This is a genomic window from Streptomyces sp. NBC_01210, from assembly GCF_036010325.1.
In the GTDB taxonomy this organism is placed as follows: domain Bacteria; phylum Actinomycetota; class Actinomycetes; order Streptomycetales; family Streptomycetaceae; genus Streptomyces.
In genome coordinates this window covers 8,743,368-8,763,988 of sequence record NZ_CP108549.1, presented here as the reverse complement: position 1 = coordinate 8,763,988, position 20,621 = coordinate 8,743,368, and the positions used below count along the sequence as shown (strand labels likewise).

The 20,621-nt window shown below is 69.1% G+C and carries 17 protein-coding genes and 2 pseudogenes; 9 read left to right on the top strand and 10 right to left on the bottom strand.

Translation table 11 applies throughout. The features are described 5' to 3' along the window. Positions 1–1,055 precede the first annotated feature (1,055 nt). Positions 1,056–2,630 (top strand): alpha/beta hydrolase, encoded by a 1,575-nt coding sequence (locus OG735_RS39535; RefSeq protein ID WP_327327960.1) that lies wholly within the window; start codon positions 1,056–1,058, stop codon positions 2,628–2,630. 387 nt (positions 2,631–3,017) lie between these two features. Here the strand turns inward: OG735_RS39535 and OG735_RS39530 are convergent. Next, a pseudogene (locus tag OG735_RS39530) lies at positions 3,018–3,140 on the bottom strand (transposase); the annotation flags it as partial. A 104-nt stretch (positions 3,141–3,244) separates the two neighbouring features. Further along, entirely contained in the window at positions 3,245–4,255 is a 1,011-nt protein-coding gene (locus tag OG735_RS39525; RefSeq protein ID WP_327327959.1) for a serine/threonine-protein kinase, read from the bottom strand. Between the two features lie 376 nt (positions 4,256–4,631). On the opposite strand from OG735_RS39525, the gene OG735_RS39520 reads away from it, so the two are divergent. Beyond that, positions 4,632–4,856 carry a hypothetical protein gene (locus OG735_RS39520; protein WP_327327958.1) on the top strand — a complete coding sequence of 75 codons (225 nt, stop codon included), beginning with the start codon at positions 4,632–4,634 and terminating at the stop codon, positions 4,854–4,856. A 193-nt stretch (positions 4,857–5,049) separates the two neighbouring features. Beyond that, positions 5,050–5,625: an AMIN-like domain-containing (lipo)protein gene (locus tag OG735_RS39515; RefSeq protein WP_327327957.1), complete on the top strand. Its 576-nt coding sequence runs from the start codon at positions 5,050–5,052 to the stop codon at positions 5,623–5,625. Between the two features lie 119 nt (positions 5,626–5,744). Here the strand turns inward: OG735_RS39515 and OG735_RS39510 are convergent, their stop codons facing one another. Continuing rightward, positions 5,745–6,725, bottom strand: coding sequence for an alpha/beta fold hydrolase (locus OG735_RS39510; RefSeq protein ID WP_327327956.1), 981 nt, complete (start codon positions 6,723–6,725; stop codon positions 5,745–5,747). A 204-nt stretch (positions 6,726–6,929) separates the two neighbouring features. Beyond that, positions 6,930–7,580 (bottom strand): TetR/AcrR family transcriptional regulator, encoded by a 651-nt coding sequence (locus OG735_RS39505; RefSeq protein ID WP_327327955.1) that lies wholly within the window; start codon positions 7,578–7,580, stop codon positions 6,930–6,932. 239 nt (positions 7,581–7,819) lie between these two features. Between OG735_RS39505 and OG735_RS39500 the strand changes: the two genes are divergently transcribed. The 6 genes and pseudogenes from OG735_RS39500 to OG735_RS39470 all read left to right on the top strand — a co-directional run bounded on the left by OG735_RS39500 (position 7,820) and on the right by OG735_RS39470 (position 16,252). Further along, complete coding sequence (locus OG735_RS39500) at positions 7,820–8,377, top strand: 2Fe-2S iron-sulfur cluster-binding protein (RefSeq protein ID WP_327327954.1); 558 nt, start codon at positions 7,820–7,822, stop codon at positions 8,375–8,377. Further along, a complete protein-coding gene (locus OG735_RS39495; protein WP_327327953.1) occupies positions 8,374–9,366 on the top strand; it encodes an FAD binding domain-containing protein in 993 nt (330 codons plus the stop codon). The genes OG735_RS39500 and OG735_RS39495 overlap by 4 nt, the downstream gene beginning before the upstream one ends. Then, positions 9,363–11,543, top strand: a complete 2,181-nt coding sequence (locus tag OG735_RS39490) for a xanthine dehydrogenase family protein molybdopterin-binding subunit (protein WP_327327952.1) — start codon at positions 9,363–9,365, stop codon at positions 11,541–11,543. The genes OG735_RS39495 and OG735_RS39490 overlap by 4 nt, the downstream gene beginning before the upstream one ends. Beyond that, positions 11,536–12,683, top strand: a pseudogene (locus tag OG735_RS39485) (XdhC family protein). The gene OG735_RS39490 and the pseudogene OG735_RS39485 overlap by 8 nt, the downstream one beginning before the upstream one ends. A 710-nt stretch (positions 12,684–13,393) precedes the next feature. After that, positions 13,394–14,926: a SpoIIE family protein phosphatase gene (locus tag OG735_RS39475; RefSeq protein ID WP_327327951.1), complete on the top strand. Its 1,533-nt coding sequence runs from the start codon at positions 13,394–13,396 to the stop codon at positions 14,924–14,926. Positions 14,927–15,658: 732 nt separating this feature from the next. Then, complete coding sequence (locus OG735_RS39470; protein WP_327327950.1) at positions 15,659–16,252, top strand: serine hydrolase; 594 nt, start codon at positions 15,659–15,661, stop codon at positions 16,250–16,252. A 206-nt stretch (positions 16,253–16,458) separates the two neighbouring features. Here OG735_RS39470 and OG735_RS39465 read toward each other — a convergent pair whose 3' ends face one another. From OG735_RS39465 to OG735_RS39440, 6 genes are all read right to left on the bottom strand, one after another. Further along, positions 16,459–17,019, bottom strand: coding sequence for a GNAT family N-acetyltransferase (locus tag OG735_RS39465; RefSeq protein ID WP_327327949.1), 561 nt, complete (start codon positions 17,017–17,019; stop codon positions 16,459–16,461). 277 nt (positions 17,020–17,296) lie between these two features. Further along, a complete protein-coding gene (locus tag OG735_RS39460; protein ID WP_327327948.1) occupies positions 17,297–17,707 on the bottom strand; it encodes a PPOX class F420-dependent oxidoreductase in 411 nt (136 codons plus the stop codon). Positions 17,708–17,899: 192 nt separating this feature from the next. Then, positions 17,900–18,271 carry a peptidase inhibitor family I36 protein gene (locus tag OG735_RS39455; RefSeq protein ID WP_327327947.1) on the bottom strand — a complete coding sequence of 124 codons (372 nt, stop codon included), beginning with the start codon at positions 18,269–18,271 and terminating at the stop codon, positions 17,900–17,902. Then, a complete protein-coding gene (locus OG735_RS39450) occupies positions 18,268–18,804 on the bottom strand; it encodes a hypothetical protein (RefSeq protein WP_327327946.1) in 537 nt (178 codons plus the stop codon). Before OG735_RS39450 ends, OG735_RS39455 begins: the two co-directional genes overlap by 4 nt. 7 nt (positions 18,805–18,811) lie before the next feature. Next, positions 18,812–19,192 (bottom strand): hypothetical protein, encoded by a 381-nt coding sequence (locus tag OG735_RS39445; protein WP_327327945.1) that lies wholly within the window; start codon positions 19,190–19,192, stop codon positions 18,812–18,814. Positions 19,193–19,600: 408 nt separating this feature from the next. After that, entirely contained in the window at positions 19,601–20,305 is a 705-nt protein-coding gene (locus OG735_RS39440; RefSeq protein WP_327327944.1) for a restriction endonuclease, read from the bottom strand. Positions 20,306–20,621 lie beyond the last annotated feature (316 nt).

Genomic DNA, 20,621 nt, shown 5'->3' with positions numbered 1-20,621 from the left:
CGGCAGGCCCTCGGCCCGCCCTGCCGAGGCTGACCAGCCCATCCCACGGCGACAGCCGCAGGCTGCCGCTGCCGCCGGCGATCGAGCTCACCCCCCGGCAACGTCAGCGACTCCACCCCCTTGCGTGGCAAGTGCCGGAGACCACCCACATCCCCCGCACCGGACATGGACGGCCCCACAGCCGCCCGGGCCAGATCCCTGACGTCAGGCCCACTCCTCCGAAGCAATCCGCGACGTGCTCAGACATCACGGTGTCGTCGAAACGATCCTGGAGGGCAGCGGCTGCCCGAGCGGATTCGACTACCCCGCACCGGGCTCGGTCGACCCCACAGCCGACCGGTGTGCCTGCCCTCAACCCTGTCAGCGATGCAGTCGCCGCACTTCCCCCTGCCCCATGTCCGGTCCGACTCTGCTCACTTCCTCCCCCATACGGGCAGTTCACGCGTGCTGTTGACCTGCGCCGTCGCCGGGCGTTGAAGAGCGCTCCCAGCCGACCAGCGATCGTTTCCCGGACCGCAGCCCTCGCGTGGTCAAGGGCCGGGTGACCGGATGGGGGGACTGCCGTATGACCCCTTGGCTGTGCCGACGGCGCCGGGCGGGTCGGAGCCGGGAGGCCGCCGAGTACGGGGCGAGCACGCTCCGTCTTTGAGGTGTCACACCAGCCATTGGGGTGTCACGTCGGCGCCGACCCATGGCCATCTGCCCGTGGCAGGCCATCTTGCCCGCGAGAACGTGGCCGGGCACGGCTCGCGTGACCCCTGCTGCGGCCGCCGGGCCCCGAACGGGTGCCCCGCGGCAGTTCCGCCGGGCTCTTGCCTGACATCTGCGGCTGCGTCAAGCCCCGAGTTGTCGGAGCGTGACGAGGCGGTGCCGCTCGGGCCCTACTCGAAGTACGGGCCTCACCGGAACGAGCCCGGGGCCAGATGGCAGGGCGGAAAGCCTCAGCGAGGATTCTCCCTCTCACCGGACCGCCCGTTACCCGCCACACCGTCCTTGGCCGAGGAGTCCGCGCCCCGCGCCCTCATCGCGCCGGTGCGAAAGATCGGAACTGCCTCATGTCCAAAAACTCCAAGGCCCTACGGGCCGGCGCGCTGAGCGCCACCGCCGCAGTGATCGCCACCGCCGTCGCCGGGGGTGCCGGTAACGCGTCCTCAACGCCGTCGGATTCCGCCCCGGCCACGAGGAAACCGCCAAGTTCGCTGACCGCGCAGAAGCTCAGCTGGCACACGTGCGCCGCACCGACCCCGGCACAGGGCACGAGCGAGGCCCCGGGCGGCGCATGGCAGTGTGCCACCCTCAAGGCGCCGCTGGACTACGCCAAGCCGGACGGCGAGACGATCAACGTCGCACTGATCCGCGCCAAGGCCAAGGACCAGGACCGGCGCATCGGCTCGCTGCTATTCAACTTCGGCGGCCCCGGCGCCTCCGGCGTCTCCATACTCCCCAGCCTCGGCAATGAATTCCAGACGCTGAACTCGCGCTATGACCTGGTCAGCTTCGACCCGCGCGGCGTCGGCGAGAGCTCGGGCGTGACATGCCTCAGCGACAAGGAGATCGACGCCTACTACGCGGGTGACGGCTCGCCAAACGACGCCACCAGGCTGAAGGACGCGGCCGAGTTCGGCAAGAAGTACATCCAGGGCTGCGAGCGGAACTCCGGCAAGGTCCTTTCGCACGTGGACACCGTGAGCGCCGCGCGTGACATGGACCTCATGCGTGAGGTCCTCGGCGACAAGAAGCTGTACTACTTCGGCATGTCGTACGGCACCGAGCTGGGCGGCGTGTACGCCCACCTCTTCCCCAAGAACGTGGGCCGTTCAGTCCTGGACGCCGTGGTCGACCCGACCCAGGACCCGCTGCAGGAAACCCTCGGCCAAGCGAAGGGCTTCCAGCTCGCGCTGAACAACTACATGAAGGACTGCGCCGCCACCAAGGGCCCCGCATGTCCGACCGGCAAGGGCGGGGACGAGGGCAGTCAGAAGCTCGCCGCATTGCTGAAGAAGATCGACAAGCAGCCGCTACCCACCCAGGACGGCCGCAAGCTCACCTCGGACCTGGCGTTCACCGGCATCATGTCAGCGCTCTACTCCACGGCGTACTGGCCCACGCTGACGACCGCGCTGGACGAGGCGCTGGTCCTCGGCCAGGGCAACGGGCTGCTGGCGCTCGCCGACGCCTACAACGGCCGCGACGAACAGGGCCACTACACCAACGCCGACAACGCGAACATCGCCATCAGCTGCGCGGACCAGAAGCAGCGCTACACCGACGGCGACGTGCAGGCAAGTCTGCCGCAGTTCCGCAAAGCCTCGCCCGTCTTCGGCGAGGCCATGGCCGGGAGCATCACCAGCTGCACTGGCTGGCCGGTCACCGGCAAGACCGACAAACCACAAGTCAGCGCCAAGGGCTCGGCGCCGATCCTCGTCATCGGCAACACCGGCGACCCGGCCACCCCCTACGAGGGAGCACATAAGATGGCACAGGAGCTGGGCGACGGCGTGGGCGTCGAAATCACCCTTACCGGCCAGGGCCACGGCGGCTACGACAGCGGCAACAGTTGCCTGAAGAAGGCCGTGGATCGCTACCTGCTGGACGGCATAGTCCCGGCACCCGGCACCACCTGCTCATAACACCGGCCCGACACCACACACTCCGGGCCCAGGGCAAGACCGCGTTCCCACACTCCGCACCCGCGCCGAGGCACGTTCCTGGCACAGGACCCGAAGCGGCGCCGTCCAAGGCCAACTTCCATACCCCGCACACTGACCATCTGCCCCGAGCACCGACCCCGTCGGAGTCAGCTCCACTCTGGCCCGCTCCGACCACACAAGGTCAGCAAGTTCGAGGTTGCGAGGCAGGGTTGCCCCACGCCGCCCCCTGGCCACCACCGGACCGATCCGAGCAGCGGGCAGGCCACCCGTGCATCGAGTCCGGCAACATCCGCCGCGCTGTTGCAGCACCGCCCCTGAACAGCAGCGCGCCTGCCGCCAGCGTGGCGCCAGGGACCGGGAACAGCACCCGGCATGGAAGGCCAACCGTCGGGCGTCCCGGTAGCCGGCAGCGCCACCGACGATCGCGACGCATCCCGCGCCGAGGACCGGTCCCATGCCGGGCATCGACTCGACGATCTGGGCTCGCTCGCGACAGGCCGGCTGCCGCTCCCCAAGATCTGCATCAGACCCCAAGAAAAGTGCATACAGACAGGGCAACACCACGAGACCCAGCATGCTCCGCCGGACAGAACCTAACCGGGCGGACGGCCAAAGACCGGCCGGGCCCAGACAGGCGGATCCGGGGCAGGCCCGGGGTGCTGTGCGGCTTCGACAACCCCGGGGTCCACCCGTGTCGGCGGATGCGCACCCTTGCCGACGCCGCTCGCAGTGGCACGCAGTGCCGCCACGAACTCCAGGCAGGAGCCGTAACGGTCCTCGGGAGTCTTCGCCAGGGCCTTTGTCAGAACGTCGTCCATCGCCGACGGGATCCCCGGCCGTTTCTCGCTCAGGGCAGGTGGCTGATCGTACTGATGCGCCCACAGCAGCGCCATGTCCTCATCCCGCTGGAAAGGCGGCCCACCCGCGAGGGTTTCGTAGACAACGCAGGCAAGGCTGTACAGATCGCACCTGCCATCCACCGGGCGTCCTGAAATCTGCTCCGGTGCCACATAGTCGAGCGTGCCGACGAACTCGCCCACCTCAGTAAACCCGGTCAGCGACAACGACTTCTTCGTCAGCCCGAAATCCGTGAGATAGACATGCTCAGGGTGATCGCTGTCAGTTCCCCCGGCAACCAGAATATTGCCGGGCTTGACATCCCGGTGCACCAAATCATGCTCATGGGCCGCATCAAGTGCCGACGCCACCTGAGCGGCGATACGCAGCGCAGTCGCAACCGGCAACGGACCGTCCCGGTCGAGCAAAGCCCGCAGATCCAGCCCGGAGACATAACGCATGGCGATATACAAGACCCCATCCATCTCGCCGGCCTCAAAGATCGGCACAATATGAGGATGGTCGATCGCAGCAGCCACACGCGACTCGTGCGTGAAACGGCGACGGAAGGTGTCATTGCGGGCCAGCTCCGGGGCAAGCAGCTTCAGCGCAACCGTGCGGTCCAGACGCAAATCCCTGGCACAGTACACAACGGCCATTCCCCCGCGACCGATCTCACGCTCCACCCGGTAACCCGCAATCTGCGCCCCGATCAGACCCGAAGCCCGACCCGAATACAGACCCGTCCCATCCGACGCCGCACCCATTACACGCCATCACCCAAGGTTGCGAGAGCCGCGAGACAGACACACGGACCACCAGCTGGGTCACCGAAGCAGACGCCCCTGCCCAGCCCGACACCCCACACGCCCACCCCGCGGTGCCGGCTCGGACCCATCACCACGGAACCGGAACCGGCCTCGAAGACAAGTCCCGGCGCAGCCGAACCGACAGGCCGCTCACCCATACCCAAATTCTATCCAGTGATCCACACAACTGCTTGATTAAGATCAACCCCGATCTCAAGGCCGGCCCACCCACCACACCCCGGACACCCTTCTGCCAAGAGACCAGCTCCGCCGCCGACGGGCCCCCTACGGGCCGACCCGCGTCTAGGTACGCCTGCCCGAGGGGCGGGCGGAAGTGGGCTGGATCCACCGCATCGTGGTCTCCCAGCCGTTCACCGACACGACCTGGCGGCACATCCGCGGCGTCGTCGAGCGGCACGGCAGCCGGGCCGAACATGAGGAAGAACTCGCCGGCGCCCTCGACGCGCTGCTGTGTCCCTCCAGGTCGGCGCTGTCGGCAGTGGGCCCGTCTGATCGCCCCACCCACTGCTGCCCTCCCGGGTGGCCGGTTCTTGAGTAATTCACTGGTTGCCCGGAGTCGTCTCGCTTGAATGCGTCGCGCGGCTCCGCTGAAGGCACCCGGTGATCAACAGCGCCGCCTTCGAGACAGCTTTGCCCCATCGTTGGCGAAAAGCCGACCGACAGGCAACGCCGCCACAAGCCCGGCCGTCCTACCGCAAGTACTTGTACTCAGCTCTTAGTTGGAGGTAGGCATGCGAAGGTTGATGACAGCGGCTGCGGCGCTCGCGCTGGCGGGCGCCGGGCTGGTGGCCACGGCCGGGGTGGCCGGCGCCGCGACCGGCCAGGTGGGGAAGGCCGCCTCGGCCACCGCCTGCTCGACCGCCTGGGGCAGCGGCGGCAAGTCGGCCACGGACTCGGACTCCAGGCCGCTGAAGAACATCAAGACCAGCCAGAACACATGCTACGACCGCATGGTCTTCGACATCAGTGGCGCGACAGGCAAACTCGGCTACCACGTCGGTTACGTCGACAAGTTCCACCAGGACGGCTCTGGTGAGCAGATACCGGTCAACGGCGGCGCCATCCTGCAGGTCTATGTTTCCGCGCCGAGCTACGACCCGGCGACCGGTAGGCAGACGTACGCCGGGAAGGCCGGGCAGCCGCTGCCGGGTGTGAACATCTCCGGATACAAGACGTTCAAGGACACCAAGTTCGGGGCGAGCTTCGAGGGGCAGACCCAGGTCGGCCTGGGCGTTCGCGCCAAGCTGCCGTTCCGGGTGCTCCAGTCCGGCGACCAGCTGATCGTGGACGTCGCGCACACCTGGTGACCCCGCGCAAGGCCAAAGGTTGCCAGGCCGCACCGCTGGTGCGGCCTGGCAGCCCGGATCTGAGCAGGGCGTGGTAAGCACGGGAGAGGCGGAGAAGATCGCCGTCGAACAGGAAGGCTTCAGGCGGGTAGAGAGGTCAGCCAGTCGGTCAGGAGCCGGTTGATCTCGGCGGGGCGCTCTTGCTGGATCCAGTGGCCGCAGCCGTCGAGGATGTGGGAGGAGACCAGGCCGGGCAGCGTGACGGGGTACGCCTTGATCGCGTCGGCCAGCCAGGTGGTGGAGGCGTCCGAACTGCCGCCGATGAACAGGGACGGCTGAGTGATGGGCGCGCCGTCGAAGTCGGCGAGGTCTTCCCAGTCCCGGTCCATGTTCCGGTAGCGGTTGAGTGCGCCGCTCATGCCGGTTCGCTCGAACTCCCCGGCGTAGACATCAAGGTCGTTCTCGCTGAGCCAGGCAGGCCGCCGGCCGACGGGGAACCGGTCGCGCAGCGTCCCGCCCCGACCGACGAAGTGCGGGCCGGGTGCGTCAGGGGCGGGCATGGTGTCGGCGGACAGGGCGGCGTAGAAGCCCGCGAGCCAGCCGCGGACGTCGGGCTCGATCTCGCCCTCGGCCCGACCGGGCTCCTGGAAGTAGGACACGTAGAACTCCTCGTCCCCGCCCATCTGCGCGAAGACCTCGCTGGGCCTCGGTCCGCCGCGCGGGGTGTACGGAACACTGAGCAGCCCTACCGCGCGGAAGATGTCCGGTCTGGCCAGGGCGGAGTTGGCGGCGATGGTCGCCCCCCAGTCGTGTCCGACGATCACTGCGGACTGTTCGCCCAGGGCGTGCACGACTGCGGCGTTGTCCTCCACCAGATTGAGCATCCGGTACGCGTCTGTGTCGCCGGGCTTGGAGGAACGGCCGTAGCCGCGGACATCGATGGCGACCGCGCGGTACCCCGCTGCGGCCAGCTCAGGCAGCTGGTGGCGCCAGGAGTACCAAGATTCCGGGAAGCCGTGCACGAGCAGCACCAGCGGCCCGGTGCCCTGTTCGACCAGGTGGATCCGGCCCGTGGGCGAGGAGACCAACCGGTGAGTGACGTCCGTGGCTTGCTGTGGCATGAATCCTCCGGGGCTCTCGATCTGCCATGCGCGCCGAGCCCGTGCCGGCCCGCCGTTCAGCGCTTCAATACCGATCATGTGGCGAACGGTGCGGGCACAGCGAGTCTTCTTGCCGCTTCAGCAACACGGCTCTGGACGGTCCTGTCTCACGCGTTCCGACGTTTCTGCCCGCGCCAAAAGCACGACGGCCGGGGTCCGCCCACCTCAGGTCCGTCCGTCGCCCGGCCCCTCCGCCTCGCCCGGCCCCTCCGCCTCAGACTCATCCCTCGCAGGACCGCCCGCTCTGGTCGCCCCCGCCCGCAGCCCGTCCATCACGAGGTCCAGCAGACGCATCGCACGCGGCTGCCAGTCGCTGTGCGGGTCGATCTGCCAGAGCCCGGCAATGGCGAGCACGAAGTCGTCGGGGGTCAGCCCCGGGCGGATGGTGCCGGCCTCCTCGTTCGCGTTCAGCAGGAGCGTGACCGCCTGGGTCACCGGGCCGTGACCCAGCTGGGCCAGGCTGCCGTACTTACTGGTGGTCTTGCGCAGCGCGTCGGCCAGGCCGGCCTTGGCCATGGCGTACTGGGCCAGGCGGTCCATCCACTCCCTCAGGGCCTGGTCAGGTGCGCGGGTCTGAAGCAGCTGGGCAGCGGTGTCGGCGACCTGCTGCATCTCGTAGCGGTAGACCTCCAGGACGAGGGCCTCACGGTTGGGGAAGTTGCGGTAGAACGTCCCCTGCCCGACGCCCGCCTTCTTCGCGATCGCGCTCAGCGGGGCATCCGCAGCCCGTGTCAGCTCGGCCAGCGCGACTTCCAGGATGCGCTCGCGATTCCGTTGCGCGTCCGAGCGCAGAGTCGCGCTCTCCTCTTCCTGCACTCGTCCTCCTATCGGAATCACACCCAAGCCCGGCCTTGCTAACCGGACAGCTGTCCGCTAAGTTCGATGGCTACCGGACAGCTGTCCGTTTAGATCCACCATAGCGGCAGATCCAGCCAGTGCGGCCGACCGGTGCCCACCGTCACTCGTTCATTCACCCGCATCGCCCTCTCCCTCCCGGACTCTCTGCCGGGATCGTCTCGTTCGACGCGCATCAGCAATGCGAAAGAAGGCTGATCATGGCCCCATCGACGTCCAGCGCCATCACCCTGAACATCAATGGCGAGAAGTACACGCTGCCCGTCGACCATCGCACCACCCTGCTCGACGCCCTGCGCGAGCATCTCGATCTGACCGGCACCAAGAAGGGCTGTGACCAGGGCCAATGCGGCGCCTGTACGGTGCTGATCGATGGGCGCCGCGCCGTTTCCTGCCTTCAGCTCGCGGTCGCGGCCGAGGGGCGCGCGATCACCACCATCGAAGGCGTGGCCGATGGTGAGCGGCTGCATCCGGTGCAGCAGGCCTTTCTCGACCTCGACGGCTATCAGTGCGGTTACTGCACACCGGGGCAGATCTGTTCGGCCATCGCCGTGATCGAGGAACACGCGGCGGGCTGGCCGAGCGCCGTGACCGACGATGTCCGGCCCGAAGCGGCAGTGCCTGCGCTCACCGCCGAAGAGATCCGCGAGCGGATGAGCGGCAACCTGTGCCGCTGTGGCGCCTATGTGTCGATCGTGCAGGCGGTCGCGCGGGCGGCAGAGGCGGCCGAGGCCGAGGTCAAGGAGGCGGCGGCATGAGGGAATTCGGCTACGAACGCGCCTTCGACATCTCCGGAGCGGTCGCCCTGCTCGGCGCCGACCCCGACGCCCGCTTCCTCGGCGGCGGCACCAACCTCGTCGACCTGATGAAGGCCGGCGTGGAAAGGCCCGCGCTGCTCATCGACGTGACCGAACTTCCTCTCGACGGAGTGGAGTTCACTCACGACGGTGGGCTGCGCATCGGCGCGATCGTCACCAACAGCGATCTCGCGGCCCACCCCGAAGTACGACGTCGCTACCCGGCGTTGACGCAGGCCCTCCTGGCCGGGGCCTCGGGACAGCTGCGCAACATGGCCACGGTCGGCGGGAATCTGCTCCAGCGGACCCGCTGCGGCTACTTCACCGACCTGAGCAAACCGTGCAACAAGCGTGTCCCCGGCAGCGGTTGCCCCGCCCTCACGGGCGAGCACCACAATCACGCGATCCTCGGTGCCTCCGAGCACTGCGTCGCCACCCATCCCTCGGACATGGCGGTCGCGCTCGCCGCCTTCGACGCCGTCATCTCGTACGAAGCGGTGGACGGGCCGGGCGAGTTGCCGATCGCCCAGTTCTATCTGCCCGTGAGCGACACCCCGCACATCGAGACCGCCCTTCCGCCCGGCGCGCTGATCACCGGCGTCACGCTGCCGCCTGCCCCGGTCGCCGCCCACTCTCGGTACCGGAAGGTGCGCGAGCGCGCCTCGTACGCGTTCGCGATCGGCTCGATCGCCGCCGCGATCGACGTCCGGGACGATGTCGTACGCGAAGTACGCCTCGCGTTCGGGGCGGTCGCGTCCCGGCCGTGGCGGGCCCGTGCGGCCGAGCGGGTGCTGATCGGCGGCCCGGCGAGCGCGGACGCGTTCGCCGCCGCGGCGGATGCCGAACTGGCGGCCGCCGAGGCGCTTCCCGAGAACGGATACAAGGTGACGCTGATACGCAACCTCGTCGTGGCCGTGCTGACCGAACTCACCGAGGAGGCGACCCGATGACGACGACGCCGACGCCGACCACGACGACCAAAATCGCCGCCGCGACGGGAGCCGTCGGCTCAGCCCACGCCCGGGTGGAGGGCCGCGACAAAGTTACCGGGGCGGCCCGCTACGCCGGAGAGATACCCTTCGCCGAACTCGCCCATGGCTGGCTGGTGTTGTCGACCGTGGCCCGTGGCCGTATCCGCTCCGTGACGGACGCCCCCGTCCTGGCCATGCCCGGCGTCCTCACCGTGCTGCACCACCAGAACGCGCCGCGGGTCGAAACCGGCTACGTAGGCATGCTGGGGCGGCCGAACCCGGTCCTCGGGATCTTCCAGCACGACCGGGTGCCCTTCGTGGGCTGGCCGGTGGCGTTGGTCGTGGCCGAGACACCCGAGCAGGCCAGGGAGGCCGCCGAGGCGCTGGTGGTCCGATACGACGAGGAGCCGCACGACGTCGCGTTCTTCGCCGGACGTTCCGGGGCGTACACCCCGGAGAACAACCCGATGGTCCAGGCCGAGACGGAGAAGGGGGACGTAGAGGCCCAACTCGACGCCTCCGCCGTCGTCGTGGACGAGGAGTACACCACACCGGAGGAGCACCACAACGCGATGGAGCCGCATGCGGCGACGGCTCGCTGGGACGGCGGCCGACTCGACGTCATCGACTCCAACCAGGGCAGCACCTGGGTGGCGAGCGAACTCGCGCAGCTCTTCTCCCTCGATCCGGCCTCCGTACGGGTGCGGTCCGAACACGTCGGCGGCGGCTTCGGATCGAAGGGCCTGAGCCCGCACCAAGTGGCCGCCGTGATGGCCACGACCGTCCTCCATCGCCCGGTCCGCGTCGTACTGACCCGCCGTCAAATGTTCTCCCTCGTCGGTTTCCGCAGCCCCACGGCGCAGCGGATCAGGCTCGGCGCCGACGCCGACGGCCGGCTGCGCGCGCTCGATCACCAGGCGCAGAGTCTTACGTCGACCGTGCATGAATTCGTCGAGACGAGCGCCGCGATGGGCCGCGTAATGTACGACGCCGACGCGCATCACACCCTTCACCGGCTCGTACGGCTCGACGTGCCCACCCCGGCCTGGATGCGCGCACCGGGCGAGGCACCGGGATCCTTCGCCCTCGAATCCGCCCTCGACGAACTGGCCGAGAAGTGCGGCATGGACCCGATCGCACTGCGCGCACGCAACGAACCCGAGACGGGTCCCGTGTCCGGGCTGCCGTTCAGCAGCCGCAATGTGCTCGCCTGCTTCGAGGAGGGCGCTCGCAGGTTCGGCTGGGCGGACCGGGACCCACGTCCCGGGCTGCGCCGTGAGGGGCGCTGGCTGCTCGGGACCGGGACGGCGGCGGCCACCTACCCCTCGGGAGTCGGCCCGTCCACAGCGGCCGTGACCGCGGAGTCGGACGGAACCTTCACCGTGCGGATCAACGCGGCGGACATCGGGACCGGGGCACGGACCGCAATGGCCTTGGTCGCCGCGGACGCGCTGGAGGTGGATCCGGACCGCATCCGTGTGCGCATCGCGGACAGCGACCTGGGCCCGGCGATGTTCGCCGGCGGCTCGATGGGCACCCGCTCCTGGGCGTGGGCGGTGACGGTCGCGGCGGACGAACTGCGGGAGCGACTGGCCGTGGGAGGCGGCATTCCGCCGGAGGGGATCACCGCCCGGTCGAACACAGCCGAGGCCATCGGCGCCCTCGCGCAGAAGGAACGGCACTCCTTCGGAGCACACTTCGCCGAGACCGCGGTGGATGTCACCACCGGTGAGGTGCGCGTGCGACGGCTGCTCGGCATCTACGCCGCGGGCACCATCGTCAACCCGCTCACCGCCCGCAGCCAGTTCATCGGCGGAATGACCTGGGGACTGTCCATGGCCCTCCACGAGGAGGCAATCAGGGACCAGGCCTCCGGCGGCCACGTCGGCGCCGACCTCGCCGGCTATCACTTCGCCGCGCACGCCGACGTGCCGCTCATCGAGGCGGACTGGGTGGACGACCCCGCCCCGGACGACCCGGTCGGGATCAAGGGCATCGGCGAGATCGGCGTCGTGGGCGTCGCCGCCGCGATAGCCAACGCGGTGTGGCACGCGACCGGCGTACGTCACCGGGACCTGCCGATCCGTCCGGACCGCGTCCTGCGGGCGGCGGAGGAAGCCCGGCGTCGGGCGGCGGAGGGAGCCCGGAGTGCTTGACATCGCCGAGGAGTTGACCGCTGGTTCGATCAGGGCCGGGACTTCGCCGTCGCCACCGTCGTGGCCGCCCGCGGCAGTGCGCCGCGCGGTCCCGGCGCCGCCCTGGCCGTCGACAGTCACGGCACCGCCATCGGTTCCGTCTCCGGCGGTTGCGTGGAAGGGGCGGTGTACGACCTCTGCGTCCAGGCGCTCCAGGACGGCCGGACGGTGCGCGAACGGTTCGGATACAGCGACGAGGACGCCTTCGCGGTGGGACTCACCTGCGGCGGCGTCATCGAAGTCCTGGTCACGGCGGTGCGCGCGGACGCGCCGGTGTTCCAGGCAGGGGTGGCGGCCGCGGACCGAGGAGAGGCAGCGGCACTCGCCCGGGTGGCTCGGGGCCCGGGCGAACTGCTCGGCAGAGCGCTGCTCGTCCACCCCGACGGATCGTACGAGGGCAGCCTCGACGGACATCCGGAACTGGATCGGACGGCGGCGGCGGAAGCCCGCGCGATGCTGGACACCGGCCGCACCGGCACCGTCGAGATCGCGGAGGACGGGTCGCGCTGCCCGGGCGGCGTGACGCTGTTCGTGGAGTCCAGGGTGCCGCCGCCCCGGATGATCGTCTTCGGCGCCGTGGACTTCGCGACGGCGCTCGTACGGGCGGGCAAGTTCCTCGGCTACCACGTGACCGTGTGCGACGCCCGGCCGGTCTTCGCCACCCGCGTCCGGTTCCCCGCGGCCGACGACGTCGTGGTCGACTGGCCGCACCGCTACCTCCGGCGCACCGCGACCGACGAACGAACCGTCCTGTGCGTGCTCACCCATGACGCCAAATTCGACGTTCCTCTGCTGGAGACGGCCCTGCGGCTGCCGGTCGCGTTCGTCGGCGCGATGGGCTCGCGCCGCACCCACGAGGACCGCAACCGACGCCTGCGCGAAGTAGGCGTCACCGACCGTGAGTTGGCCCGCCTGCGCTCCCCGATCGGCCTCGACCTCGGCGCCCGCACCCCTGAGGAGACCGCCCTGTCCATCGCGTCGGAGATCGTCGCGGCGCGCCGGGGCGGGACGGGGGTTCCGCTGACCGGTTCGGGGACTCCCATTCACCATGACACGGACGGGAGGGAGGAGGGCGAGGCCCGCTCCCGAGCCGCGGCGTGACCCGGCTCGGCTGCAAGGCCATGAAGGCCGGGACGTCGCCGTGCAGGACAACCGGGAACCCGAAGGCATCGCGGAGTCCGAGAAACCGTGGTCGGCCTCGCCTTGCTCAGGGCCACTGAGGTCCACGTCATGGGTGGCCGACAGGCAGCTCGGCCCCCCTCGGGCGGTCAGGAACCCGGAGCCGAGTCCGCCAGCCGGCCACGCAGCCTGGGCCGTGACTCGTCCTGGCCGACGCCAGCTGCAGGCCGCTGTGGCGAGCGCCGGGGCGTCTCGGCCTGACGGCGACGTACAGGATCGCGATGCAGCGCATCCCGGCCGGGTGTGCGGCGGCGGCACCCGGGGCGGCATCCTCCAGGGCCACGCAGTCGGCCGCGGACACTCCCCGGCGGCGCGGCACCTCCAGGAGACCGAGACGGTCTGCGAGACCGCGGCAACGCTCGAGGAGCTTGTCACAGCTGAGTGGGTGAGCACTCCATGCCGGAGCAGCGACGATGCTTCAAGACGGCCGCAGCACCCTGCGGCGGCCGGAGGCCGCTACGCGGGGCCCTCTCGGGCAGCCGAGTCGCCGGCTGGCTCGCGACTGCCATAGCTGCGGGACCAGCCCCTAGCGGAGACGATGGGGGGAGGCAGGGCCACGCAAGCCGAGCCGCGGGCTCGGGCAGCGCCCTGACACCGCTGGGTGGCGGCGTGTGCAGTGAGGAGAGCCTGGGATGTGTGCAGCCGAGTCCCTGCGGAGCGGTCCCGACACGGCGGGCGTCGCTCCGACCGCGTCTGGTGGCCTCCTCGATGTGCTGAGCGTGGCGGCCGTTCTCCTTGACGCCGAGGGCAGGATCGATCTCTGGAGCCCGCAGGCGGAGGACCTGTTCGGTTACAGCGCCGCGGAGGCCCTCGGCGAGTTCGCGGGCCGCCTGCTGATCGACGATGAGCACCTGGAGGCGGTGCTGGAGCTGTTCGCACAGGTCATGGAGGGTGGTGGCAGCTGGGCCGGAGTCTTCCCCGTCCGGCACAAGGACGGCAGCAGGCGGCTGGTGGAGTTCCGCAACATGCGGCTGCTGGACGACCAGGGGGACTATTACGCCCTGGGTCTGGCCGCGGATCAGGCAACGCTACGGCAGGTCGAACGGGACCTGGCGTTGTCCGCCCGACTGGTGTCCCAGTCGCCGATCGGACTGGGTGTACTGGACACTGACCTTCGGTACGTCTCGGTCAACCCGGCGGAGGAGCGGATGAACGGCGTGCCTGCCGCCGAGCATATGGGCCGGCACGTCCATGAGGTGCTTCCCTTCTTGGACGAGTCCTTCGAAGCGACGATGCGCGCGGTTCTGGCTACTGGCACCCCGGTCGTGGACCAGTACACAGTCGGTCGCACCCCAGCCGACCCGGACAACGAGCATGCTTGGTCGATCTCTTTCCACCGGCTCGAAGCGCCCAACGGGAAGGTGCTGGGGGTGGTGACCTCCAGCGTGGACGTCACCGAGCGGCACCGTGCCGTCCAGGAACAACGCCGCACCGTGCTCACCCTCCAGCGCAGCCTGCTACCACGCTCGCCACCGCAGCGGCCGGGGCTGGCTGTCGCCTCCCGGTATCAGCCGGCCCTGGCGGCCAGCGAGATCGGCGGCGACTGGTTCGACGTCATTGCGCTCGGTGGCGACAAGACCGCCCTCGTTGTCGGTGATGTCATGGGCAGCGGCGTCAGCGCCGCCGCCAGCATGGGCCAGCTCCGCACCGCCACCCGCACCCTGGCCGGCCTCGACCTCGACCCCGCCCAGGTCCTCCAGCAACTCGACCACATCACCGAGGACCTGGAGCAGGACACGATCGCCACTTGCGTCTACGCCGTCTACGACCCGCACAGCGCGCAGTGCCGCATCTCCCTCGCCGGCCACCTGCCCCCAGCTCTCCTCCGCCTTGACGGAAAGCACGAACTGCTCAAGCTGCCCACCGGAACCCCGCTGGGCGTCGGCGACGTCGACTTCCGCACCACCACACTGGCCCTGCATCCGGGCGATCAGCTCGTCCTGTACACCGATGGGCTGGTCGAGAGGCGCGACCAGCCCATCGACGCATGCCTGGACACGCTGCTCGCCCTCCTGGACGACCCCCATCGCTCCTTGGACGCAACCTGCGAGCTGCTCCTGAACACCCTGCGCCACCCCGGCGACCACGACGACGTCGCGCTGCTCATCGCCCGAGTCCTGCCCTCCGTGCTCAGCCGCGATGGCACACGCCCGCCCGTGACCTGAGAACTCAGCGCGAGCGTGCCTGCGCAGAGACCGGCAGCACGTGCGGCAAGTTCCAAGCGGCTGGTCCACCTGCAGAACAGCCCTCACCTTGCACGACATGGCGGCGCGGGGCATGTGCAGAGGGCCGGGCAGAGATGGGCCTTCGTTTCGTCCCGAAGGTCGTCAGGTGGAGGTCTGCGGTGAGCGGTTTGCGCCTTTGGGAGAGACCGCGCCGGGATGCAGCGCGCCGCACCCCGGAAAAGACTATGGGCAGTATTCCGATTTGGTTGCCGCCCGCTTGTGCGATTGAGGTTCCCAATGAATCCGATTGGTGCTGCCTGTTCCTACCAGGGGATAAAACAGGAGTCTGTCCCGCCCGCCCCGGGCAGACACGGCGAGGCCTGCGCGGGCCGGGGGCGGATACGGCGGTCGCTGGCATGCTCAGCTGCGGGCATACTGCTCACCGGCTGCTTCGCTGCCGGTGAGAACGTAGCCGGTGACCGGGGTGGACGCCCCACGGCGCAGCACCAGACGCCGGTGACGTCGGGGAACGGAAAGCCGGCCAAAGCGCCGCCAAGCAGCCCCGACACACGGGCGCCGGCCCCGACGGATGTGAACAGTGTGCTCGCCCGCTCTCTCGAACCGGTCCGAACGCGGAGCGACACTCAGGTATCGGTCGCTGTTCTGGAGCCCAGGAACGGTCGGCGGGCGGTGTACGGCTCACAAGGGCACGTCACCGCGAGCGTGGTGAAGGTGGATATTCTGGCGACCCTGCTGCTGCGTGCCCAGCACGAGAGACGGCCGCTCACCCGGTGGGAGGCATCGACCGCCGCTTCGATGATCCAGAGCAGCGACAACGCCTCTGCCAACGCCCTGTGGCGGCGTATCGACGGCGGCCAAGGACTCACTGAGGCCAACAGGACCCTGGGATTGACCTCCACCCAAGCGGGGCCAGGCCCCCAGTGGGGCCTCACCCAGACCACCGCGGCAGACCAGCTGGCCCTGCTGTCCGCCGTGTTTGACGACCATTCACCGCTGAATCGAGCCTCACGCGACCTGATCCAGTCCCTCATGGGCGAGATCGACGCCGACCAGGACTGGGGGGTGTCCGCGGCAGGCAGCCGTTGGCAACTCAAGAACGGCTGGCTGTTGCGCCCCCACTCCCAACGCTGGGCAATCAACAGCATGGGGCGGGTCAAGGCACACGGGAGCACGTTCTACCTCGTGATCCTCTCTCACGGCAGCCGGAGCATGTCCCAGGGCATCTCCGCCGTGGAGCAGGCAGCGCAGTCAGCCGTACATGTCCTTCGCAGCACTCCCCCTCCTGTGTCCCCGATCATCCGCTGACCTCTGCCCTGCCGGCCCGAGGCCGCATCCCCTGCTTGTGGCGAAGGGAGACCTGGTGGGCGATCAACTGCCGTCCCCGAGCGGCTTCTTGCCGCTGGAGCGAACAGAGATGATCTCGTCCCACTGGCACGAGTAGTTGCCTATGAGGCGGTGTTCGCGACGCTCGAGGAGCTTGACGCCCCTGCGCCCCACATTGCGTCAGGAGCTCAGGACGCCCGCTTGCCCGCCCGCCACTCCGGTGCAAGCACCGACCAGACCTCCTCGTCGTGCCGCTTCCCCCGGTACAGGTAGCTCTCCCGCAGCACGCCGTCTTTCGTCATCCCGAGCCGCCCCGCCACGGCGATGCTGGCCTCGTTCGCCGCCGAGACCCACCACTCCACGCGGTGGATGCCCCGCTCCTCGACGGCCCAATCGATGATCACGCGCACGGCCCGGGTCACCAGCCCCTTGCCCACCGCCGACGGCTCCAGCCAGCAGCCCGCCTCGGCGGTGCCCTGCTCGACGTCCATCCTCCGGAAGAGGACCGCGCCGACCAGCCTGCCGTCCGTCCAGATGCCGTAGAGCCGCCCGGCGTCGGCTGCGGCCTTCTCCGCGTACGCCTGGAGGAACGCCCGGCTCGACTCCACGTCCGTTACGACGTCGGGTAGCGCGTTGTGCTGCCCGATGAACTCCCGACCTCGGTCCACGTGGGTCAGGAACTCCTCGGCCTGCCACGGTTCGAGCGGGCGCAGCTCGGCTCCGTCGTCGCCCAGGGATATCGCGTACATCGTCACCCTTCCACGTCGGAACCAGCACACACGGCAGCGCGAAGGGATCTTCTCACGGGCGGCGTCACGGGCGACTGCGACGGCGTGGCACTCCGGCGGTCCGATGCCCTGGCCGGTCCAAGGGCCGAAAGCCGGTCGCGCTTCGGCAGCAGCGGCTCGAACCCCTCCCACAGCTCGTCCGGGTGGATGACGCCAAGGGCACCCGACGCGCGATGTGTTCGGCCGACGACCGGGTCAGCGGGAGTCCTCCGTACGAGGGCCCAGTGTTGGACCGGTTTCAGTGCTGTGGTGGATGTTCGAAGGGGAGGTCCTGGAAGACCACGCGCTCGGGCTCGATGAGTGACACGATCGCTCTACGCACAGGGAAGTCGCTGCCGACGTAGCGATTACTCATCCGGTCCATGATCGCGATCGCCTCCTCGCCCTCAATCTCTGCGGCCACCCTGCCGCGAATCACCGCGCTGCGGTACGGGTTGTGTTCGTCGCATACCGAAATTCCCACCCGGCCGTCCCGACGCAGGTTTCTGAGCTTGACATTCTCCTGCGCGGAGAAGATCGCCAGGCGATCGCCCTCGACGGCGATCCACACCGGCGAGACGTGGGGCGCGCCGTCAGGCATCAACGTCGCGACGTGGGCCATGTTTCGGCCGGTGAGCAGCTTGCGTACATCTACGGAAAGTTCAGCCACCTCTCCGAGCCTACCGATCACCGCCATTCCGCGGCCGGTGACACACCCGAGCGAAGCAGTCACATGATCGGCCGGACAAGTTCCAGTAGGGCTTTGTCAGGTGGATCATGCCGCGGGCCGCAGCGCCCAACGCCTGCATCTGCGGCGTTGTTGTCGGTCGCCGCAGCCGCGGCGTGATCCACCGGATGGGCTTCAGCAGCTGACGGACCAAGTGTGCGAGCCGCCCTGGTCGTTCGCGCCCGAGTCGTATCCGACCTCCTGCCCGGGAGCCAGGCAGAGGGTTACACGTCCCAGCAGCTCGCGGCCCTCGTACACCTTGACGTGGTCGGGGACGTTCGGCCCGGAGATGCCGTGGTTCGCCCACGAGGAGTCGTGCTTGAACATGTCGCCCTCCCACCAGTGGTCGTCGCCGCCGTGCTCAATCTTCAGGCCCTCGAAGTTCGCGTCCGTCCAGACGCAGAAGTAGCCACTGCGGCAGGGCGCTGCCTGAGCGGTGGCCGAGGTGCCCAGAACGGCGCCGGCGGACATCAAGGTGGCTGCGAGGACAACGGTGAAGCGTTTCATGATGACGGGTCTCCCTTGGGTGGGTGGTTGTCGAGCAGGGCTGTGGCTCCGGTGAAGGCGTGTGCGCGCAGCCGCCGCCAGTCGGCGATCTCGACGCGGTGCCGGGCGCGGACCTCGGCGAGGCTGCGCTGTGTCTGGGCCGCTTCGGGCTTGAGGTTGTTGACGATCACCGATGCCTTGAACCAGGCGCGCTGATCGCCGTAGAGCCGTCGCTGAGCTGCGGCCAGGCAGCCATCGGTGTGTGCGCGTACGACGTAGCCGGTGGGCAGTGCAATGGACAGCTCTGCCCGGCCCCCGCCGAAAAGCGCGGCGGTGACCCGCTGTTGCTCGGGGGCCGGCGGCGGGCTCTGTCCGGGGCGGGGCGGGGTGAGGCCCTGGCGGGTGAGGCAAGCGTCCGTGAGTAGCTGGGTGGCGGTCTTGATCACCTCGTCCGGAACGGGGCGGGGCGCCGGGGCCGTGCAGCCCGTCAGAAGGCAGCCGGTCAGGAGCAGGGAGGCAGTCAGCAGCCCGGCGACCGTCGTACGAAAGTTCATCTGCGGATCAGCCCTGCTCGCACCCCATCGTGGTGTCACTCACGCCGTCGAACTTCGTCGCCCAGGCGGTCCAGTTGTTGTCATAGTCGTCCGGGCGGATCTCCCGGTAGAGGCAACTGCCTCCTGGTTGGTAGCTGATCGCGTAAACGCTGACGGAGGCATGGGAGTCGAAGGAGTAGGCGTGCCGCGTTACCCGGGGGTCGGCCTCGCGGTAGCCGGGCGGGGTATAGGCCCAGGCTCCTCCCGAACCCATCTGGTTGGGCTCAGGCCAGAAGTACACCTGTCCCGGCGGTACGGCCTGCGCGTCCGGCGCAGCCTGGGCAGCCGGCACAAGAGCGGCGGCGAGGACAGTGGCGAACGCGGCTGAGGCAGTGACGAGTTGACGCATGCGGGTGGGGCCCCCGAGTGGTGGTGATCGATCTGAACGTGGTCACACTCCCCACCATTTGCGCGTCTATGCGCTTTACCACCCGTAAGGGTGACTAAGCCCTGTACGGCGGATCATGGTGTGAGCCACAGGTGGACTGCGGCGGCGGCGATGGTGCCGCGGAGGACGGGGGCCGCCCCTCCCCCGGCGACGGACGCGCCCCGCGCCGCCGTAGAACCCGGGCTATTGGCCAAGCACCAGCCGGTGGGGTCGCCGCGGTCCCGACCCATCGGACAGTGCCTAGTTCGGCCCCATCGGTGACGGAGTCCATGAGCACCGCGGGCCGCCCGTCTCCCAAGTGTCGTACGCATCCAACCCGGTTGTGGGGTCAGCGAAGACGGATTCGGCTGCAGCTGCATGCGGGCTCGCTCATTTCCCGTAGGTCCGCTTCCACCTCGTCCGGTGGCTGGAGTCCCCCTGGCCACCACCGTTGACGCTGAGCAGCGATGACAGGGAAGCGCCGTTGTTCCAGAGGCCGAGGTGATCGCGATGCACGGCCAAGATGTCGTGCTCCGCGGCGAACGCCTCCGAGGGGCGGCTGAAGCGCGTGGTCGTCACGAAGACAGCCACGTCCGCCTTGAAGTGCACCTTGGCGCCCAGAAGGTCCCGGAGCTCGCGGCTGGCGATCGCGTTGCTCGGCGCGTATCGCTTGCACTGCACGACGATGGTCCGCCCGTCCGGTAAGCGGCCCCTGACATCAGCACCGTTGTCGCCGGAGCCGCCGACCCGCCGGACTTCGGTGCAGCCGTCCCTGCGGCACAGACCGGCGACCAGCTCTTCGAACTCGGTTCCTGACATCACGTCCACCTCGGCGAGCGTGCGGTGACCTGCCTGTACCGCATCGTCCTGCCGCCAGTTCCGGTCGCGGCTCCGCAGCAGCCGGTCCGTACGCCACAGCCACCATGCCAGGGAACCCAGACTGCCGACGACGACGGCCGCGACAACGTACGGCCAGATCGCCGACCAGAACACCACCAGCAGTACCACCAGCAGCCCACCGCCTACGAGCGCCGCCTTCCGTAACGCCTCGCGCCGCCTCCGCGCCGCGGAGCGACGTCCCCGCCGAGCAGCCAACCGAGTCCCCCTCCGCCGTCCCTGCAGAGCAGTGTGAACAGAAGAGGAGGCACTCGGAAGAGCACGCATTGGCCACGGCTCAATTCCGGTGGTGCACCGGCAGAATGCCTACCGTTGTTCGCCTTGTCGTACGTGAGGATCCTGACGTCGTACTTGGCGGTCCGGAGCCCAACTCCCGCTGGAGACCGCACTGGCGGTGAAGCTGGTCACCTTGTCCGTGCACCTGCGGGCGCATGCGAGCACCTCATCGTGCCCCATGTCCGCGGTCCCGCCGACGGCCTGCCGCGCCCGGTACTGCGCCGACAGCCGCCCATCA